The organism is Leifsonia sp. HAY1-4F, from assembly GCF_056755275.1.
Window position 1 is genome coordinate 1 of record NZ_JBNDHX010000616.1, and the last position, 237, is coordinate 237.

The 237-nt window shown below is 64.6% G+C and carries 1 pseudogene; it reads left to right on the forward strand.

Going from position 1 to position 237, the window contains the following annotated elements:
- Nucleotides 1–237: pseudogene (locus ACPYOG_RS20720) on the forward strand (amidase); the annotation flags it as partial.

The window sequence follows — 237 nt, forward strand, 5'->3', positions numbered from 1 at the left end:
GGCCGTGCCCCGGCTTCGCACAACGCTCTCGTGGCCTATACGCCCTCATACGGGGTGATCTCAGTGCGAGGCAATCGGCCGCTCGTGCCGACGATGGACGTCGTGGTTCCGCACACCCGCACGATGGACGACCTGTGCCACGTTCTGTACGCAGTCGTCACAGATGACCCTGAGAGCGGGGGCGATCTGTGGCGTACCCAACCTTGGATCACGTTGCCGCGCCCGTCGGAAATACGC